Origin of the sequence: Enterococcus larvae (genome assembly GCF_017830045.1) — a bacterium.
Classification (GTDB): domain Bacteria; phylum Bacillota; class Bacilli; order Lactobacillales; family Enterococcaceae; genus Enterococcus_L; species Enterococcus_L larvae.
Genome location: NZ_JAEDXU010000003.1, coordinates 231,572 through 247,451, shown reverse-complemented (window position 1 = coordinate 247,451; position 15,880 = coordinate 231,572). Strand labels below are relative to the sequence as shown.

The window sequence follows — 15,880 nt, the reverse complement described above, 5'->3', positions numbered from 1 at the left end:
TAGTTATCTTTTTTAGACGTTCGATATAACAAGTAATGGTAAATGGTTTCAATAAAAAGTTTACCACATGTCCCTAGTGTTTTAAAGGGCTATTTTACAAGCTTTCGGTGCTTTATACCGCTTTCTTTGACAGTTTTATAAATTGAACTTTCACTAACCTTGAGGCGCTTCGCTATAGTTTTTACTGGCATTGAGTTTAATTGGTATAGGTCTAATATTTGTCGTTTCTTCTTTTCTGGAAGGGCGGGCTTACCCAATATAGCCCCGTTTTCCTTAGCTTTTCTCAATCCTTCTTTAGTTCTAAAACGTATATTATCTATTTCAATTTCTGCCACATAGCCCAGGACTAAGCAGAGTAAACGTCCTGTGAGTGAATCTGTTTCAATGTTTTCTTGGAGTGAAATGAGCTTAATATTATGCTGGTTTAGTTCGTCAATGATGTTTGCTAACGTTAACATTTTTCTAGTTAAGCGATCTAATTTGTAGATTTGTAAGGTCACAAATTTTTCTTGGCTAGACAAGTCTTTTGCAAGTGAAATGGCTTTGGCAAGTTCAAGCTGGTTGTCGTTGTCTCCTGAACTTTTCTCACTAAAGATGATATCACAATTCTTTAGTGCTTCCGTCTGAACTTCTAAGCCTAATTTTTGCCGATCATCTTGAGATGAAACACGAGCATAGCCGATTTTTACCTTGTTTAATTTCTCCAGTTCCTTTACTTTCTTGTTTTGGTGTTTTTGCATGTTGTCTGCCTCCATATATTTAGTTGTTACTTATATATGGTATATGGAAATGGAGGGAGTGACTAAATGAAGGGTGCAAAAGTCTTTGGTTTCAGGTAAATATAAAAAATCATTTATAAAGTTCAGATTGTCGCAAAATATAAACAATGGTAAACTTATTACAGAATAAATGAACAGAGGTGAACCAAATGTCAAATGAAATCATTAGTTCAGATATAGGTATAGCGTCTAATTATATTGATCCTATTACAAGTGCTAAGGACTCAGCGCTACAAACAACTGTTAATTCCTCTACAATCAGTTTTTCAAATCTTTCAGCTTGCGAGAGAGTAAAGAATGTAAACGGAAAATCTTTAACTAGCACCAGTCAATATGGCGGCGCATTATCTAGAGATTTAGCCAATTTCACTTTGATTGCGACTACTTTTGCTGAAAAAGATGCACAAATTTCGAACGGAGGCTAGAAAATGTCAGAAGAAAAGAAAGATAATTTGGATGAGATTATTGCAGTTAATCGAGAATTGCAAAATCTTACAGATGATTTAGATGAAAATAAAAAACAAGCCGAAAAACTCATAGAAGCAGATGATATTGCCCAACAAATTTATAGAGAAAATACTGATATTTTAGATGAACTCGCTTATTACTGGAAAGGCGATAAAGCAAACCGTTTTTTGCATATGGCTCATGAAGATAATGAGCATGGATATAGGGAGTCAATGAGAGAATTAGATGAAATCAATTCTACTCTACAACAAAAGCAAAAATTACTTCTCCAAAAAGAAGAAGATTTGCTAAGTAAACAGAGAAAACTAAAACAAGAAAATAGCTAAGAGGAGGTTTTACTATTGGGGTTAAAATTAAAAGTTAGTGAAATAAATGGTTATTTAAATCAGATAAATTCGTCTTTAAATAGTAAAAATGAAGGTTTAGCGAAAATTCTTCAAGGTATGTTTAACTTTGCTGATGCTACAGAATTGACAGGTGACGCGTGGTCGGCTGCTAAAAACTACGTTGAATCTGCCCATATTCCGCTTTTGCGCGGACAAATTCGAGCAAATGATGAGATTATGAATGACAATCTAATCTTTGCCAGCCGGATATCTAAAAAATTTGAAAGTGGCGCAGAGGTTAATGAAGACGCCATAAATCGTATCATCGAATGTTTAGAAAAACAGAAACAATCAATTTTTTATAAGAATAGCTTACTAGAAAATAGTCCATCATTTGGCTCTAGAAATGTCAATACTGACCTATATATTGGTCCTATAAATAATCAATTATATACATTAAAAAATGAAATTCAATCATTACACGAGTTAGAGAGTTCTTGCGTTGGTTTATACACTACCGCAGATTCATTATTGAATAATGTCAACCAAGGATTGTCTGCACTTTCTAGCACTAGCTGTTTTAATGATTCAAACGGAATGTATAGCACTGCAAATCTTAAATTAGACTGGGCAAAAAACATTAACAAGGAATGGAAAGAAAATTTTGTTTTGCCATATAGCTACGCAAAAGAAGTTCAAAAGATAAAAGACGACAAAAATTTATCTTCTATCCAGAAGGCAAATAGGATTGCGGGCATATATGAAGATTTTCTTTATTTGCAAGCCAAAGATGCTTTTGATGAGTATGATAAAGTTAGAAAAGATTATGGAGAAAAAGAGGATCAAAAAAGTAAAGATATTATGGAGGCTGCCGAAAGCAAATTAGCAGAAAGACTGAAAGAAATTGATATTGACATTAAAGCGGTAGCTAGAAAATTGGGCGATGACGCTATTGAGGTCTCTGGCAAAAACTCACTAAACTATATTCGATTCATTGATATGGTAAATACCAAGCGACCTTTAGATTTAAAATCTAGAGTCTGGGGAGATTCTAATTATTCAATCTGGTCAAGAGGATGGACAAAAGAAATCGAAGACAGGAGAGACTATTTAGGTAACTATCTATTTGGTTATTATGGACAAGGGGCTTTACTGCTTAATGGGGAGACTTTAAAAATGGGTGCTGGTATAGCCCAGATTATAAGTGATGCATTTGGAGGCGATTTTAAAAAATTAGCTCTATCTGGGCTTGGAGGTCCGCTAGTTTGGGCTATGACTGACTATGGCGATAACCCCGAAGATGGTATAATGGTTCAGGAGGGTATTGATGATTTCAAGAAATATAATAAAAATAATTAGCATTAGTATCGTTTGTGTAATAGGTCTATCTTTATTGATTTTCATTTTCAAGGATCAATTTCCTGTATTTTTTCCTAACCAGCAAAAAGAAATGAAAGTAAACATTTTAGACAGTAACATAGAAGCACAGATTTTTATCTATGTTGACGAAAAACACAAAAATGACTTTGAGGTAAATCTATATAGCGAAGCAGGAGAAAAAATTTCCCCATCTAAAATAGACACAGATAGATTCACACCAAAAGGAGAATTCTTCTACTCTTACAGGGTGCAAAAGGGTAAAGAATACGTAGCTAAAATAGCAAACAGAACTGATTCAATCATTTTTTCTAATGTAAGGGTTGAAGATAACGATTGAAGTAAAAGATTGCATTTAATTGCAATCTTTTTTAGTATGGGCGTGTTCTCTTTGTTATTCATATTTTTCTTCTTTATGTTTCAGCCCCTAAACCTCCATATATATTATTTTACATATATGGTATAACGAAATGCAGGGAGTGACTAAAAGAAGGTATAGAAAACCCCTACAATATCAATGATTGCAGACTTTCATTTTCACTCGGTTAGCTGTAAAGCTCTTAAATTCTTATGTTAGGTAGTTTTGAAGCTAAAAGTGCTCTATGGAATTCCAACTTGTTATGATTATGTAATTTCTTCTTTAATAAGGATGATTATTTATTACTATGTAGCGATTGTTCTTTTTAGAATTCAAAATCCATGATAAGATTAAAGATGAAAAAAATACTTTGCTTATTATAAAATGTAGCATTGGTTTTAATTGATCACTAGAAGGATAAGATAACTAGGAAATTAGTTTTAATAATTCAACGGTAAAGAATAAGGAGGAGGGACTTACATGGCGGAGGAAATCGATATTACTTTGTATTCTACCGATGCTAGTTTTAGCTGGAATGGATACAGCTATCAGGGAAAAGTAGCTTTATTTATGGCTTTGAATAAAATCGAAGAGCTTAACGACGCAAATGAAGATTTAAATGAGTATTTTTTAGAATTAGAGTGGTTTGAGGACTTTTCAATCAAAAAGAACAGTAAATATATTACTATTCATCAAGTCAAAACTTACAATACATCAGCATTATCTAGTTACAAGGAGGCCATATGGACTCTATTACTGAAAATACTAGAGTTCACCACTCTTGAGAAAGCTTATTTACATACCACAAACGGCTTGAATATACCAGAAGATTTCTTAGAGAAGCAAGGTATTAAGGAACCTTCTAATCCTGTAAAAAAACCTAGAATCAAATCACCATATGAAAGCTATAAAGCAGTCGTTGAATCGGGGCAATATGACAGTCTTGCTGAGAAGCTTGAACTGTATAATTATGGAGATCAAGATAATGAAATGCGCTTTTGCTCATTTGATGATATTGAGACAAAAATAAAAGAGAAGATTCTAGGCTTTACAGGGGATAATGCTAGTGCAGAACGAATTGATAGGGCGTATCTTCGTCTACTGGGTCTAGTGGATTCGAATATCAAAGAACGACATAAGGATATTCAAGAAGGGATAGAGAAAGAGAAGGTTACTATAAAATTTGTTGACATCAAAAAAATTGTTGAACAGAATCATGATCTGCCCAGTAGAGAATATACAATATATTATATGAAGAATGAGTTTCAACGAATGGCTACACAATATATAAACGAAGTTCTTGAAAACGAATACAATATGAACTATGTGACTAAATATAATTATGATTTATTTAAGATGACAATTGATGAAATTTTTGCCTTAGATGATAATGAGTTCTACGAATTTTGTTTAAAAATATCACCTGATAACGAAGTAACCGACGAAGATGTCAATAATGCGATGAAATTTTTGACTAGTTGCCTTCCTAAGCAAGGATTAGAGAATTGTTTTTTTGAGATAATAAAACAGATACAAAAGAAAGTTGAGAGTAAGAAGTGGGTTTTCCATAAAAGGATGAGCGATTATAAAAATGTTGTATATTTACCTTCTACTATTCTTGATGATAATTCTCCAATTAGAAATAATTTGCTGATAAAAAGGATACATAATAATGATAATCCTGACTTATTGAGAGAGGTAGAAAAAATAATCACGAAGAATATTACAATAAACTCCATAGACGAAAATAGAATATATCGAAATATTCCTGAGCCGGACAATAGTAACAGTACAAGACAAAGTGAACAATACCATGATCGAATTACAATAATGAAAAAAATTGGTTTAATTAAGCTTGATGAAGCTAAGGAGGAGTTCGAGTGAAAGAAGTCATTGATAAAATTTTTTTTAATAATGGTTTTGAAAATATATCAATAACCAACCCTTTTAGTGATGAGATATCCTTTTGGGGAAACTATTCTAAAACGGCAACGAATTTCTATTTAATTGTGTATATGAATGAAATTACGGAAGACTTTATAGTAAAACGAGTTTCAGAATATTTTAACGCCATTAAGACAATTGAGAGAGGCTACGATGAGAGGATAGATAAGAATTTATCCATGTTAATTTGCCTAAAGAATACTCATAATGAAAGCTCATTTAAGTATAAAAAAATTTTTGAAATTGAAGAAGATCCTTATTTTTTTAAGAAGTATTTACTCAGCTATAGTGAAAATTTTGAAAAAATAAAAAAAGAGATTCTGAACGGAGAAAATATTAATATTACCATCAATAATATTATTAATGATGTAGAAAAATTCAGTCAGTATAAGTTAGGTGAGGACACTGATGATGTGAAATTATATGAGATGTGCACAAGGTTAATGACTAAAATTCCGTTTATTAGTCTGAACCACAAACAGAGTGATTTAGACGACCTGTCTAAATCAATTAGACTTCGTTTAGAAAAGGATAATCTTACAGAAAGTAGAGATAAAATTTTGCGTTACTTCGAGCTAGAGGATGAAGTATTCATTGATAGAATAGTTGAAAGTATTGATTTGGAGAATGTTGATTATGAATAAACAAAGAATTAATAAAATATATTTGAAGAATTTTAAACATGTTAATGAAGCTGAAATCAACTTTAATAACAATAACTTGATTGTCCTTGATGGTCCAAATGGATTTGGGAAAACCACTATTTTTGATGCAATAGAATTAGTAATAACTGGAAAAATCAGTCGAATAACAAATACTATTGACCGTAGGCTGGGGTATGAATACAATTTATTCTCAAATAAGAGTGAAGTTGATACAGAAGTACGAATAGAATTTGAAAACAATGGAAATAGGATTGTAATAGCTAAAAGGATAGATTCAAAAAGGCGATTTACCCAAAGTGATAAGAAACCTGATAATTGGAATGTTTTTCAAACCTACCTATTACCAGAATTTATGTCTACTTTCGAAGATGGAAATCAAATTTTTACTAAAGATGTAGAAGATATTTTGGATATTCCTGACTTAGAAAGATTTTTCAATTTATTTTATTATGTACAGCAAGAGGAAAACACACTATTTTTGAAAAAAAGTGGAAAAGAACGTATGGAAGCTATATCTTCATTGTTTGATACTAAAGAAGAAGAGAGAGAGTTATCAAACATCAAAAATGCAAAAAAAAGGATATCTAGCAAGAAAGGAGCTATTAGCGATCAGATTAAAAACACCAGATTTCTTTTAAACAATTGGACGAATGAGCTAGGAAAAATGAAGAAAGACGACAATGGAAACGAATTATATTTCAAGCTTTTGGATAGAGTCCCAGTATTAGAATGGGATGGAGAAAATATAACTGTAGATATAACAACAAGAGAAAAATATTTGAATGAGCTAAGAGCCATCTATAAATTGAGAAAGGATATTGAAGATTTTCTTGGTACACGATTCAATAATCAAATAAATAATTACCTAGAAAAAAATGAGTTACTTCTAAATACAATCAATTACTCCAATTTTCTTGAAAAACATGATAAATATACTGCTTTAAAAACCAAAGAAAGATCACTAAAGCGCTTAGAAAAAGCATTCTCCAAATCAGAAATTGAAAAAAATATAGATATATCCTCTTTTAGGGATATAGATAAAATTTTACAGTTATCTCTTAACATTCCAGAGATACAAAGTGATATAGAGGATTTAAAGTTAACAAAATCAAAAATGAGTGATTTTTCAAAAATAGTCCAGGAATTTAAGAGCACTAGAGAAGATTTATTGAAGAGTTTTGATAAGATTAAACGGCCAGAAGATACTGATTGCCCTTTGTGCGGTGAGCCGTTTGATTCATATAGTGATTTATTAGAGTCTATTCAAGAAAAAGAAAAGAAATTTGAGAAATTGACCGATAAAGAGGGTAGGCTATACAAACAGAAACTGGACAATATAAATATAAAATATATTGCGAGTATCAACCAAGAAATTAAAAATTATTTTTCTGAGAGTAAAAACATCGTATCTGAAGAATTTTATAATTCATTAACGTCAGCAGTAAAAATGAAAGACCAGATATTGGAATTTATTGAATGGTGTAAAAATAATAATTTACAGATTGACAATTTTCTAAATATTGACAGCATTGAAATTACTAACAGCGAAACTCAATTTCAGGAATTGACTCGATATATATTGTCGAAAAAGAAAACTATTGGTACTGACTACAAAGAACATGAAAACAAAAAGTTTATTTTTGAGAATATTTTTAATTCTAATGAGACTGAGCTAAGAAGTGTTAAGCTAGAAAATATTCAAAAGAAAGCAGAATATATAAATTCTCTCTTTTACAGCAGTGGATCAAAGAAAGTAAAAGAATTAAGAGCAAATTTGAAAAAAAATGAAGAGCGAGAAAGAAAGTTAATTATATCTGAGAAAGAGACGATCAAGATTATTGGTATTTACGAAGATAAGATTGCCAGTCATTGGAGAAAAATTATTAGAGATATTGAGATTCCGTTCTATATATACAGTGGAAAAATTATACAAAACTATCAATTAGGATGTGGATTATTCATACGTGAAAAAGACAATTATGAAAAAAGCATCATGTTTGTCTCTGGATTTGAAAATGATCATGATGCAATTAATTATTTATCATCTGGTCAGCTTTCTGGATTAGTGATAGCTTTCACACTTGCACTAAATACAGTATACGAGCAGAAATCATTAAGTGTGCTATTAATAGATGACCCTGTTCAAACTATGGATGAAATAAATGTTGCGTCATTTGTAGAGCTACTAAGAAATGATTTTAGCCATAAACAAATAATTTTATCTACTCATGAAGAAGAAATCTCTAAATACATTCGTTATAAGTTTTCAAAATATAATTTGAGCACAAAGAGAATTAATGTGAAAAATAAATTACATGAATTGAATGATGTAGAATAGATATAATATGTCAATTTTACTTATGTCATTAGACGGTCTAAAAGTTAACAGATTGAAGTAAACTAAATAGTAAATATTTATTACTAAAAAGCATATACTTTTGAACAAGTATATGCTTTTTTATCTATGGGCGTGTTCTTTTTACTGTTTATAATTTTCTTCTTTATGTTCTAGTGCCTAACGGCGCAGGGAAAACAACGTTGATGAAATTGCTGCTGGGGTTGCAGAAACCATCCTCCGGAGCAATGTTCTTTATGGGAAATAGACTCTCTGAAAAAAGCACGGAAATCTACACTCGTTCAGGTTCTATGATCGAAGAATCTGCGTTTTATGGAAACTTGACTGCGGCTGAAAATTTAGAGATATTGGCAGAAATGCGTGGCGTGACAAAATATCGAGCCATCAAGACAGCGTTAGAGAATGTTCGTCTGGACACCGCGGGAAAAAAGAAATTCAAGGAGTTCTCAATGGGAATGAAGCAGCGTTTGGGCATTGCGGCAGCTTTGCTGCATGAACCAGAACTGCTGATCTTGGATGAACCGATCAATGGCTTAGACCCTATGGGAATCAAAGAGATACGGGAAATGCTGCTTTTCTTGAATCAGAAATACGGAACGACAATTTTGATATCCAGTCACATCTTATCGGAAATCGAACAAATGGTGGACACGATTGGTTTTCTGAACAAAGGCTATTTGATTGAAGAGGTCAGCCTTCAAGAGCTGCAGGATAGAAACAGAGACTTTGTAAAAGTAAAGGTAGATGATGTGAAGCGTGCGTGCTTTTTACTTGAGGACGAGCTGGGAATCTCTGATTATGAAGTGTCGGAAGATGACTTTCTACGGGTCTATGCAAAGCAGTTGGATACAGCAACTATGACCAGCTGTTTTGTTAAGGCGGGTGTGGCAGTCTCAGAAATAACCAGTCAGACCTTCCAACTGGAAGAATACTTCAGTCAACTTATAGGAGGTGAGAAGCATGCGTTCAATAATTAAGATTGAGTGGTTAAAGCTTCGGCGCAGTTCGTTGGTTTTTGTTTGCTTGTCCGGCAGTTTGCTGTTCACGCTTCTGGCTGTGCTGAAGGATGTTGTTCGTAGTGAATCGACACAGCAGGTACCTCAGGATATTTGGATAACTGAAAATATGATGATCAATAATTTTATGGTAACCTTCTTTTTGAGTACGATGCTGTTAGGGTACTTGATTCATAGGGAATACGAAGAGAGAACGATAAAAAATTTATGGGTCACCGGAGTGGCAAGATCCAGTATTCTATTCGGTAAATTGACTGTCTGGCTGCTGCTGCATTTCACTATGTATTTGGTTGCATGTGCTGTCGTTTACTTTGGATATCGTAGTATCTTTGATGTTTATGAGCTGGGCTTTATAGATATTTTTGGTAAATTCATGCTGTCTGCTTTCACAGCAGCAGTCGTTATATTGCCATTGGCATGGGTGGGAATCAAGCAAAAGCAATTGTTTTATCCAACTATTCTAGTGGGAATATTATTTGCCGTATTGGCGGTTACAGGAATCACATTCCCTGACAAATGGCCAGTCATTGTTCCGTGGTCCGCGGCATTTGCTTTATCTTCTATGGATTTAGGGAATACAGAGCTAGGGATTGCCGTTCTATCTGTTGCTATAACAGGAATCCTAGGACTGATTTTGACGTTTGTCAGCTTTCAACGACAAGAGATATAGATGTAAGGGATGAATAAAAAAATTAAAGAGGTTTGCCGATTGATCCTTTGTGAGATATACCTAGGAAAGATTAAGTTTGCGAATCTCAATTCGAATTTCATATAGGGCAATTCTAGGCGCAGTTCAACAATGAAGACTGGTTGCTCTGCATAAATAGTCTTAGAGATAACATTTTTAAGATAAACGAAAAGCTATCTCCAAAAAAGATAGCAGAAAAGAGTAATTATAAAAGATAAAGTGATTTTTTGGGTATGAGGTTATACTTTTGGGCAGATTGTAACCAGAATGACGGCATTAGTTATACAACACATATTTTCTGTCAATCCACCTTTAGACCATCTAATTTATTAGATGGTCTAAGCGGAAAAATCCATGGTAAGATTATTGAAGAAAACTATGACGAAATTAAGTGAATCGCCTATTCTATTCAAACAGGAAGAGTATCTAGAGCTTTAATATTGGGAAAAATCGATACGAAGCAACTAAACACATGAACGATGTTCCTTTGTTAATTTAAAACATATCACTTTTATTTGGGAATACAAATTTGATTTGTTATCTATTTTTAAACACTTAAGAGAATTCAATATAGAGAAGCAAGTAGTTATTTCAATTAACTAAGCTGTTTAGATTGCTTTAAAAAGTATCTATTTTAAGTGTAAGATTCTGTAGCTCTTCTTTTTGTCAACTTCCGGCAGCCTTAAGAAATAGCTGACTTCGTGAGCCGTTGAAAAATCAAGAGAGCTTGCGTCGCTGCAAAAGACTTCTTCATAATCCGAGTAGCTTTTTCTTTTTGTATTTTCTACGAAGACGCCGGGTAATTCTATATAATAAAAGTATTTTTTTTCTCCATTAATGAGTTGCTGCTTTATGCCGCAAAAGAACAAGTAGCTCAAAGAAATGTTTCTTTTTATCAGCTCGTTTCTGAAATGCTTACTTGCTGCTCGCCAATCACGACCAAATGCAAAGGCCTGACTTCTATCGGCACATTCAATCTCGATTGTTGAAAAAAAGTCAGGCTGTGAAGCAAAGTTATGTCCTTCAAAAAGGATAGAGGTAATCGTTTTTATCCGAATCAGTTTTGCTTCTTCCTGTTGAATATAGTGATCTATCTTTTCAGAAGTCTGTTTATCCGCCTGATTTTTGGAAATAAAATCAGAAATTTCACGAAGCGATAAACCTAAATATTGTAGTGTTTGAATCAAGAACAGTGTCTGTTTTTGATGAACAGAATAATAACGATAATTGCTTGTTGGGTTGATATAATCTGGTTGAAGTAAACCAATATTACTATAATAACGTAATCGCTGAATCGAAAGTCCACAAAGCTCAGCCATTTCTCCAATCGATAGCATATTTTCCATTCAATCACTCCATTCCCTTGACTCTATAGTTACTATAGACATTATTATATAGTAAAAAGATTGAGAGGAGAATAATGAATGAAAATTATTGTAGAGAAAGATTATGAGGGGATGAGCAGCAAGGTTTCTGAAATGCTGCTGGAAGCTATTTACACTAAAGGCTTCAAAAATATTTCAGTAACAGCTGGAAGTAGTCCAATTCGAGCTTATGATATTGCCTCTGAATATATACTTGAACATCCCTTCGACTCAACCATCACATTCTTTAACTTTGATGAAATCCCTTTTTCGAAAAGTGGTGGTGATGGTGTAACTGTCAGTAATTTAAAAAAATGTTTTTTTGATAAAGCTGAGATCGATGATGCTCAGATTCATCAATTGACAGTTGAAAACTATCAGACGCATGATGCTTACCTTGAAAGTATAGGAGGCCTGGATATCGTTTTTCTTGGGATTGGAGCGGATGGACATTTCTGTGGTAATCTTCCGAATACGACTAAATTTGGGAATCAAACCAGCTTTGTCTCAATTGATTCAAGACCTGATATGAAAGAGATTCTTCTAGGAGAAGTGGGAGGCAATGAAGAAGAACTTCCTATTGGTTATGTAACGATGGGACCAAGAAGTATTATGAATATTCCGCATATTGTTATGATGGCATCTGGAAAGGCGAAAGCTGCTATTATAAAAGAAGCATTTTTTGGTAAGGTTACCGAAGCGGTGCCGTCTTCTGTTTTCCAGCTTCATCCTAATTTTACTTTAGTTCTAGATGAAGTAGCCGCCCAGGAAATCAGCGAGCTGATTTAACTCAAAGTGGCAGATAATGAAAAGAATGGCAAAGAGCAGTGGGTGGGGCAGATCAATACTCCCTGCTCTTTATCCTGTCTTACACTAACAGTAAGTTCTGCTTTTTATTTTCACTGTGAGAAATAGCCAAAGCTATCAAAGGAGAACCTTGCCAGAAATAAAAATGGATATTCTGACAAAATCGACTTATATGAGGTTTGTTTATCGAACATACGAAAATTACGGCATAGACTTACGAATGACCATTTTTTTAATTATTTTTTAGAGAAATCAGTTACCGTTTTAAGCGACTTTATATAAAAGTGAGTGGGACAATAATCTGTTCCACTCTTTTTTATACCTTAAATCAGAATAAACGGCGAGTCAGAAGTAGACCCTCCGACTTATTGCTGTGAATCACTGTGATTGCTTACAAAGTAAGCAGAACAGATGCTGAAAAGTACCTACCTGATGCTTGTAGCTAAACACTTCTTTCTCAGCCTCTTTTTGTCTAGATTATAGTAGAATTGCCATGCCCTCCCATCATTGCTCAACACAAGTAACGACCTCTAGAAAATTTTGCAGTTTTTCCATGGAGGTAAAGACCTGATATTCTTTGTACATCAAATCAAAAATTAATTTGTCCTCAATCGAAAATGCAGCAGATAGTGAAGCGATATAGTAACATTCTGCTCTTTCCTGTCTATCTAAAATGCGATAATTTTCAGCAATTTCATACAACAGCTCAGGCAATCGCGCTGTGGAATGGTGGGACAGCACCCAGTTTTTCCCAGTCATAGCTGTTTCCAGAGCTAGAGCATGTTCGTTCAGGTATTTATAGTTTTTACTGGCGCTATAGTAGATGATCGCCAGTTCTGAAGGCTGATCCTGAAAAGCCAAGTTGTTGATATTGCCGCAGGCTGTTTCAAAAAACGGTTCGGCTTCTTTGTATTTTCCGTCTAAATGCAGGACAGCACCAATCGAACCAATCAGCAATGTTTCAGTTTTCTGAAAGACTTTTTTCCTGTTGAGGATAACATGGAGGTCCTTGTTCTTCAGAGAAAGCGTTTCTGTCAGACCGATTTTTAGAATACGCAGTGCTTCGCCATTATCCTTTAAATGAAAGCAAGTATAGATTCCTTGGTAATATAATAGTTTTTGCCGGTCTGTTTTTTCGTAAGCCGCATGCCAGATTGTCTGATCAGCCAACAGCTGATTCATTGTTCCATAGTCTCTGTTAAGCATCAAAAAATTAAGGCGCTGAAAGGCTTCCGTCAGTTGTTCAATGTGGTCGATGGATTTTTCAGTAATGGCTTCGATCGATATATTCAATCGGTTGCATAGCTTCATAAGCACTTCATAAGATGGTGTTCGCTTGCCTTGTTCAATCAGGCTTATTTCTGATTGGGAGCAAATACGCTCAGCCAGTTCAGCCTGTGTCAAGGCTCTTTTTTTTCTGTAAAATTGTATGTACGTTCCTAACTTCATAAACCCTCCTGATATTACAATTGTCATAAGACAATTTATTTTGTCTATATTATAATCTATTTAGAATATATTGAAAGTGTTTTCCCCAATATATTGTGAGGTGATAATATGTTTGAGATTCTTTTAATAACTCTAAGAGAGCTTCCGATTTGGTAGTTTACAGGATTTATTTCTTTTGATGAGTAAAGAGAGAATATCTAATTCTTAGAGGAGAAGTATCAATAAAAAAAGGCCTAAGAGTGAATAAGAGCTTTAACTTCAATGATCAATAGGGTCGTTGTTTTTGGTTATGTGTGTGTGGAAAAGCTCGGTGGTGTTCTCCATTCTAAAGGGATGAGAAGATCGACCCTTTCATCAAGAATATCATGAATCGTGAGATTGGACGTAGGCAGTTTACTTTAAACTAAGAGTTTTAAGCTTTATCTTCCTACTTTTAATATATTTGTTAAATGACGTTGAATGTTATTTCATTTTTTTGAAATGTGCATAAATACAGTCAAAAATAAGCTGCAGACAGCGCTATACAATGCAGCTTTCATTACGTCCATGACTACAGGCTCGCTGCTTTTGCAGTGAGCTTGTTTGTCTTAGTGAATAAATGAGCAAGTGCTTATAGAGGATCGCTTTCAACCAACTTAATAAGCTTCGTTAATATATCATCGTAAACAGGAAGATCAAATGTCCAGTTCAACTCAACGAGCCACTCAATATTTTGATCGTCATTGAAATAGGGATGATCATAATGCCAGATCCGGCGACGCTCTTCCTCAGTCCATTCCAGCGACCAGAGAGCTTCCCAGTTGATATCCTTACTCTTTTTGAAAAAATAGTCTTCTGAATATTTTTCAACATCATTTTCTACCCATGTGGAATAATCCATGTATCCGGAAGTCTTCTTCTTATCAAAAGAAAAATTTTCCTTTTTAACATAACCGATTTTGTGCCAAACAACAGAGTCTGATTTATAGCTGATTTTTACCACAACAACTGTACAGTCGAAATCCAAATCATCTGGACAGATAAGAAGTGGGATGTTTCCACTTTTTTTCTGCTTCAACAGCTCTTGAATGTATTGTGTTTCTTGGGGAGAGGTCAGCTTCTTGTCCCAGGCAAGTGCTAGTAAGAGAAGTTCTTCTTTATTTGTAAGGGAATAGAATTGTTCAGCTAATGGTTTTTCGTCGATCAACAAGTCCACTTCATAGAAATCCGCTGAAGATTTTGTTCTGATAAGATCGATCTTTGTCATTGTGTTCAACACCCTTTTTAGTATAGTTGAGGAAATAATGGATAAAGCTATAAAAAAGGCAAATTCCCTTCGTAATAATGGTACTATATTATTGATAGTAAAAATAGTGAACAATGAAACATAGATGTGATTGATAGAGTTTTATACAAACGGCTGCTAACCAAAGAATAAGAAATAATTTTTTCTCAGGTTGAAGGTGGTAACAACGGACTCTTACTATAGTGATAATTTAGAAAGTTAAACAAATACTCAATATTGGGAGGATCAAATGGACAATAAAAAAGAGATTTTTAATAAGGCGATGATACTTATCGAGTACCATAAATCTGGAAAGCTGGGCGGGGAAATCATGCCTGAAGACTATAATCCTGGTTATTCGAAAGGGAGTAAAGAAAATTATTTATATTATACTTTGCCAATGGCGCTAAACTATCAAAGAAATGCTTATAAATTATGGGAGAGTGCGGATGCTGCTGCCAAAGATCCACGGACGGCAGATATATTTATTCCGAAAAAGGTTGTCTCTATGGAAGAGGAGGAGCTTAGAGTAAAGCTTATAAAGCATAAGGTTGCTCTGCAAAAGAATAAACAGCCTATAATTTGGTCTCGACTTTGCCAGACTTTCCAAGAGGGTTTTGATGGGGATGTACGTAATTTTTTTGAGAAAAACGACTACACTGTATCAAAAATAAAAGCATATATGTTCAATAATAAAAAGGCTTTTCCTTATTTGTCAGGGAATAAAATCATGAATTACTGGCTATATGTTATGACTCAATACACAGATGTACAGCTGAAAGATCGTTGGAATATTTCTGTCGCACCAGATACAAATGTTATTCAAGCAAGTGTTAAATTAGGACTGATAAATGAAGAAGAATCAAAAAATAACAACGTACAGCAAATTGTAGCAGAGCGCTGGCAAGAACTGTTAGAGCACAGCAACTATGAACCAATCGATATCCATACACCACTATGGTTATGGAACAGGGGGAATTTTCCTTATTCAACTGATTTTTTTATAAGCTGATTTATTT

15 protein-coding genes are annotated in these 15,880 nt (G+C 33.9%); 11 read left to right on the top strand and 4 right to left on the bottom strand.

All coding sequences use genetic code 11. From position 1 onward, the window contains the following. Nucleotides 1-89: 89 nt before the first annotated feature. Nucleotides 90-740: a recombinase family protein gene (locus I6N96_RS07665; RefSeq protein WP_209556977.1), complete on the bottom strand. Its 651-nt coding sequence runs from the start codon at nucleotides 738-740 to the stop codon at nucleotides 90-92. Nucleotides 741-928: 188 nt separating this feature from the next. Between I6N96_RS07665 and I6N96_RS07660 the strand changes: the two genes are divergently transcribed. The 9 genes from I6N96_RS07660 (at nucleotide 929) to I6N96_RS07620 (ending at nucleotide 9,959) form a co-directional block, all read left to right on the top strand. Continuing rightward, nucleotides 929-1,204, top strand: a complete 276-nt coding sequence (locus I6N96_RS07660; protein WP_209556976.1) for a TIGR04197 family type VII secretion effector — start codon at nucleotides 929-931, stop codon at nucleotides 1,202-1,204. Nucleotides 1,205-1,207: 3 nt separating this feature from the next. Continuing rightward, nucleotides 1,208-1,573 carry a DUF3958 family protein gene (locus I6N96_RS07655; RefSeq protein ID WP_209556975.1) on the top strand — a complete coding sequence of 122 codons (366 nt, stop codon included), beginning with the start codon at nucleotides 1,208-1,210 and terminating at the stop codon, nucleotides 1,571-1,573. A gap of 15 nt (nucleotides 1,574-1,588) precedes the next feature. After that, on the top strand, nucleotides 1,589-2,932 hold the full coding sequence (locus I6N96_RS07650; RefSeq protein WP_209556974.1) for a T7SS effector LXG polymorphic toxin: 1,344 nt from the start codon (nucleotides 1,589-1,591) through the stop codon (nucleotides 2,930-2,932). Continuing rightward, the gene (locus I6N96_RS07645; protein ID WP_209556973.1) at nucleotides 2,901-3,290 is read left to right on the top strand and encodes a hypothetical protein; all 390 of its coding nucleotides are present in this window, start codon (nucleotides 2,901-2,903) and stop codon (nucleotides 3,288-3,290) included. The genes I6N96_RS07650 and I6N96_RS07645 overlap by 32 nt, the downstream gene beginning before the upstream one ends. A gap of 498 nt (nucleotides 3,291-3,788) precedes the next feature. Beyond that, the gene (locus tag I6N96_RS07640) at nucleotides 3,789-5,192 is read left to right on the top strand and encodes an ABC-three component system protein (protein WP_209556972.1); all 1,404 of its coding nucleotides are present in this window, start codon (nucleotides 3,789-3,791) and stop codon (nucleotides 5,190-5,192) included. Then, nucleotides 5,189-5,896, top strand: a complete 708-nt coding sequence (locus tag I6N96_RS07635) for an ABC-three component system middle component 1 (RefSeq protein ID WP_209556971.1) — start codon at nucleotides 5,189-5,191, stop codon at nucleotides 5,894-5,896. The genes I6N96_RS07640 and I6N96_RS07635 overlap by 4 nt, the downstream gene beginning before the upstream one ends. Next, on the top strand, nucleotides 5,889-8,255 hold the full coding sequence (locus I6N96_RS07630; RefSeq protein WP_245186882.1) for an AAA family ATPase: 2,367 nt from the start codon (nucleotides 5,889-5,891) through the stop codon (nucleotides 8,253-8,255). The genes I6N96_RS07635 and I6N96_RS07630 overlap by 8 nt, the downstream gene beginning before the upstream one ends. 173 nt (nucleotides 8,256-8,428) lie before the next feature. After that, nucleotides 8,429-9,250 carry an ATP-binding cassette domain-containing protein gene (locus tag I6N96_RS07625; RefSeq protein WP_347339069.1) on the top strand — a complete coding sequence of 274 codons (822 nt, stop codon included), beginning with the start codon at nucleotides 8,429-8,431 and terminating at the stop codon, nucleotides 9,248-9,250. Beyond that, nucleotides 9,234-9,959: an ABC transporter permease gene (locus I6N96_RS07620; protein WP_209556968.1), complete on the top strand. Its 726-nt coding sequence runs from the start codon at nucleotides 9,234-9,236 to the stop codon at nucleotides 9,957-9,959. The genes I6N96_RS07625 and I6N96_RS07620 overlap by 17 nt, the downstream gene beginning before the upstream one ends. Nucleotides 9,960-10,606: 647 nt before the next feature. On the opposite strand, the gene I6N96_RS07615 is transcribed toward I6N96_RS07620, so the two are convergent. Beyond that, nucleotides 10,607-11,323 carry a MerR family transcriptional regulator gene (locus I6N96_RS07615; protein WP_209556967.1) on the bottom strand — a complete coding sequence of 239 codons (717 nt, stop codon included), beginning with the start codon at nucleotides 11,321-11,323 and terminating at the stop codon, nucleotides 10,607-10,609. 78 nt (nucleotides 11,324-11,401) lie between these two features. Here I6N96_RS07615 and I6N96_RS07610 point away from each other — a divergent pair, with 78 nt between their 5' ends. Next, the gene (locus tag I6N96_RS07610; protein ID WP_209556966.1) at nucleotides 11,402-12,130 is read left to right on the top strand and encodes a glucosamine-6-phosphate deaminase; all 729 of its coding nucleotides are present in this window, start codon (nucleotides 11,402-11,404) and stop codon (nucleotides 12,128-12,130) included. 522 nt (nucleotides 12,131-12,652) lie between these two features. Here I6N96_RS07610 and I6N96_RS07605 read toward each other — a convergent pair. Together I6N96_RS07605 and I6N96_RS07600 are read right to left on the bottom strand one after the other, a co-directional pair. Next, on the bottom strand, nucleotides 12,653-13,597 hold the full coding sequence (locus I6N96_RS07605; RefSeq protein ID WP_209556965.1) for a helix-turn-helix domain-containing protein: 945 nt from the start codon (nucleotides 13,595-13,597) through the stop codon (nucleotides 12,653-12,655). 610 nt (nucleotides 13,598-14,207) lie between these two features. Beyond that, nucleotides 14,208-14,843, bottom strand: coding sequence for a hypothetical protein (locus I6N96_RS07600; RefSeq protein WP_209556964.1), 636 nt, complete (start codon nucleotides 14,841-14,843; stop codon nucleotides 14,208-14,210). Nucleotides 14,844-15,111: 268 nt separating this feature from the next. Between I6N96_RS07600 and I6N96_RS07595 the strand changes: the two genes are divergently transcribed. After that, on the top strand, nucleotides 15,112-15,873 hold the full coding sequence (locus tag I6N96_RS07595) for a hypothetical protein (RefSeq protein WP_209556963.1): 762 nt from the start codon (nucleotides 15,112-15,114) through the stop codon (nucleotides 15,871-15,873). The last annotated feature ends 7 nt before the right edge of the window (nucleotides 15,874-15,880 follow it).